This is a genomic window from Streptomyces javensis (assembly GCF_039525925.1).
Classification (GTDB): Bacteria; Actinomycetota; Actinomycetes; order Streptomycetales; family Streptomycetaceae; genus Streptomyces; species Streptomyces asiaticus.
Genome location: NZ_BAAAIF010000189.1, coordinates 1 through 4,105, shown reverse-complemented (window position 1 = coordinate 4,105; position 4,105 = coordinate 1). Strand labels below are relative to the sequence as shown.

The 4,105-nt window shown below is 74.4% G+C and carries 2 protein-coding genes; both read right to left on the bottom strand.

The window, feature by feature from the left end:
* A partial coding sequence (locus ABD329_RS47375; RefSeq protein WP_344318207.1) for a type I polyketide synthase occupies positions 1-1,793 on the bottom strand: 1,793 nt, incomplete at its 3' end.
* Positions 1,794-1,817: 24 nt separating this feature from the next.
* Positions 1,818-4,105 (bottom strand): SDR family NAD(P)-dependent oxidoreductase (locus ABD329_RS47370; RefSeq protein ID WP_344318206.1); only part of this gene is annotated, 2,288 nt, incomplete at its 5' end.

The following is a 4,105-nucleotide window of genomic DNA, read 5'->3' as shown; positions in this document are numbered from 1 at the left end:
CGACCCGCGAACACCGGCGACGACTCCAGCAACTCCACCGCCATCCCCACCCACTGCGACCCCTGCCCCGGAAACACGAACACCGGACGGGCATCGGCCGCCGTGACTCCCTCGCCGCGCACCACACGCGGGGACTCGCCGCCCGACGCCAGCGCGCCCAGTGCGTCGATCAGTTCGTCGCGGTCGCCGCCCAGGACCAGCGCCCTGTGGTCGAACCGGCCACGGGTGGTGGCGAGCGAGTGGCCGACGTCGGCCGGGGACAGCCCGGGGCGCGCGGTGACATGCGTCAGCAGCCGCTCGGCCTGCGCCCGCAGACCCGCCGCGCTCTTCGCCGACAGCACCCACGGCACCACTCCCCGGCCCACCGGGGCGTCCCCCTCGGCCGCGGTCTCCGAAGGCTCCTCCTCGGGCGCCTCCTCGAGAATGGTGTGCACATTGGTGCCACTGGCCCCGAAGGCCGAGATGGCGGCCCGGCGGGGCTCCTCGCCGCGCGGCCACTCCCTGGCCTCGGTCAGCAGTTCCACCGCCCCCGCCGACCAGTCGATCCGCGAGGAGCGCTCCTCGGCGTGGAGTGTCCTGGGCAGCAGGCCGTGGCGCATGGCCTGCACCATCTTGATGACACCGCCGACCCCGCCGGCGGCCTGCGGATGGCCGATGTTGGACTTCAGCGAGCCGATCAGCACGGGCCGGTCCGCCGCGCGGTCCTTCCCATACGTGGCGAGCAGCGCGCCCGCCTCGATCGGGTCGCCCAGCGGGGTGCCGGTGCCATGGGCCTCGACCGCGTCGATCTGCTCCGCCGTGAGCGCGGCGTTGGCGAGCGCCTGGCGGATCACCCGCTGCTGGGAGCGGCCGTTGGGGGCGGTGAGGCCGTTGCTGGCGCCGTCCTGGTTGACGGCCGAGCCGCGCACCACGGCCAGCACCTTGTGGCCGTTGCGCCGCGCGTCCGAAAGCCGTTCCAGCAGCAGCATGCCGACGCCCTCGCCGAGGCCCATGCCGTCGGCCCCCTCGGCGAACGCCTTGCAGCGGCCGTCCTGCGCCAGTCCGCGCTGCCGGGCGAAGCCGATGAGCCCCATCGGGGCGCCCATCACGGCGGCGCCGCCCGCGAGCGCGAGCGAGCAGTCGCCCTGGCGCAGCGACTGGCAGGCCAGGTGGAGGGCGACCAGCGAGGACGAGCAGGCGGTGTCGATGGTGACGGCCGGGCCCTCCAGGCCCAGGGTGTAGGCGACGCGGCCGGACATGATGCTCGCGGAGATGCCCGTGACCAGGTGGCCCTCGAGCCCCTCGGGCATATGGGGCCAGTCGGGGATGTAGCCCTGGTAGGCGGCGCCCACGAAGACGCCGGTCCTGCTGCCGCGCAGCGCCGCCGGGTCGATTCCGGCGCGCTCGAACGCCTCCCAGGAGGTCTCCAGCAGCAGCCGCTGCTGCGGGTCCATCACGGTGGCCTCGCGGGGCGAGATGCCGAAGAACGCGGGGTCGAACTGGTCGGCGTCGTGGAGGAATCCGCCCTCGGTGGCGTAGACGGTGCCCTGCCGGTCGGGGTCCGGATCGTAGAGGTTCTCCAGGTCCCAGCCGCGGTTGCCGGGGAATCCGGAGATGGCGTCGCGCCCGCCGGTGACCAGCTCCCACAGGTCCTCGGGGCCGCGCACATCGCCGGGGTAGCGGCAGCTCATCGCCACGATGGCGATGGGTTCCCGGGAGGCGGCGGTGAGTTGCTGATTGACCCGGCGCAGCCGTTCGGTCTCCTTCAGAGACTCCCGCAGCGCGCCAACGATCTTGTCGGTTGGGTTTGCCATTGTCAGCTCCGCAGTCGAGTCTCGTCAGAGGTCGTTCTTGTCGTAGGCCATGCGCACGAGGTCATCCACGTCCAGGTCGTCGATGGACTCGGCGGGCTCCTCGTCCGCCGGTGCGGTGGCGGGGTCCTGGGAACCGGCGAGCCGCAGCAGCTCGTCCAGCAGTCCGGATTCGCGGAGCCGGAGCAGCGGGATGGAGGTCAACGCCTTGCGGACGTCGGCCTCTTCGGGGTCGAGAGCGGTGGCGGCGGTGTCGTCGGGGAAGAGTTCGGCGCCGATGTGTCCGGCGAGCTCCTCCGCGCTCGGGTAGTCGAAGACGACGGTGACGGGGAAGCGGAGCCCGGTGGCGGTGCCCAGGCGGTTGCGCAGGTCGACGGCGCTCAGGGAGTCGAAGCCCAGCTCGCGGAAGGCGCGCGTGGCGTCGACGGCCTCGGGGCCGGAGTAGCCGAGGACGGTGGCGATCTGCGAGCGCACCAGCGACAGCACGGCCGCCTGCCGGTCCGCCGGGGCCAACTCGGCCAGCCGGTCGCGCAGCGAGGAGGACTCGCCGGCCGCGTCCGCCCGGGTGTCGGCGTCGGCCGCGAGGATCCGCGCCACGTCGGGCACCTGGCCGATGAGCGGGCTGGGCCGGGCCGAGGTGAAGACGGGGACGAACCGCTCCCAGTCCACGTCGGCGACCACGACCACGGTTTCGTCCCGCTCCATCACCTGCCAGAACGCGTCGATGGCGAGCCGGGGGGACATGAACGGGATGCCCCGGCCGCGCAGTTGCTCCTCGGCGAGGTTGGCGGCCATCCCACCCTCCTCGGGGCTCCAGATGCCCCACACCACCGAGGTGGCGGTGAGGCCGCGGGCCCGGCGGCGCTCGGCGAGCCCGTCGAGGTAGGCGTTGGCGGCGGCGTACGCGCCGTGTTCACCACTGCCCCAGACGGCCGAGATGGAGGAGAAGAGCACGAAGGAGTCGAGCGTGTCCCGGTCGAAGAGGGCGTCCAGGTTGGCCGCGCCCGCGACCTTGGCCTCCGCCGTGTCCGCGAACTCGTCCAGATCGGTGTCGGCGAGCGGGACGAGCACACCGGCACCGGCGATGTGCAGTACGGAACGGATCGGCGGGCCCTCGGCCTCCACCTTCCGTACGAGCTCCTCCAGCGCGGCGCGGTCGGCCACATCGCACGCGGCCACGGTGACCTCGGCGCCGAGCTCGGTCAGTTCGGCCTTGAGCTTGTCCGCGCCGGGTGCCTCGGGGCCACGGCGGCTGGTGAGCACGAGGTGCTCGGCACCGGCCTGGGCCAGCCGGCGGGCGATCTGGGCTCCGACGCCACCGGTGCCACCGGTGAGCAGCACGGTGCCCTCGGGGTTCCAGGCCGGGCCGCTGTCCCGGTGCTCCGCTGCCCGTACCAGCCGCCGGACGAACACCCCGGAGGGCCGCAGGGCCAGCTGGTCCTCGTCGTCGACGCGGCCCGCGAGCACACCGCACAGCCGGGTGGTCACCCGGCCGTCGACGGTGTCCGGCAGGTCGACCATGCCGCCCCAGCGCTGGGGGTGTTCCAGGGCGGCGACCCGGCCGAGTCCCCATACGGCCGCCTGGGCGGGGCTGTCGAGGGCGTCGGTGCCGCCGACGGACACGCCGCCACGGGTGGCCAGCCACAGCGGGGCGTCCACCCCGGTGTCGCCGAGGGCCTGGACGAGGGCGAGGGTGAGCGCGAGTCCCATGGGCACGCCCGCGTGTGCGGGGTGCGGTGCGTCGGGGAGCCCGAGCAGGGAGAGCACCCCGGCCGGGGTGACCCCGGCGGTGGCCTCGGCGAGCCGCGCGGCGACCGCGCCGCGGTCGGCCTCGGCCACCTCGACGGTGACGACCGTGGCGCCATGGGTCTCCAGGCCACCGCGTACGGCGTCGACGAGCTCGGTGCCGGGGTGTCCGCCGGGGTTTGTGGCCGGGACCGCGAGCAGCCAGGTGCCGGTCAGGGCCGCCGAGGCCGGGTCCGGCACCCGGTTCCAGGTGACGTGGTAGCGCCAGGAGTCGAGTACGGACCGCTCGCGGCGGCCGCGCCGCCAGGAGGACAGCGCCGGGAGCACGGTCCGCAGCGAGGACCGCTCCTCGTCGGCGTCCACCTCCAGCGCGGCGGTCAGCGCGGCCAGGTCCTCGCGCTCCACGGCGTCCCAGAACTCGGCGTCCACCGGGTCGCCCCCGGTGGCGGCCGCCCGCGCCGCGGGCCGCTCCAGCCAGTAGCGCTGCCGCTGGAAGGCGTACGTGGGCAGCTCCACCACGGACGCGCCCAGCCCGGCGAACACCGCGGCCCAGTCGACGGCGACACCAC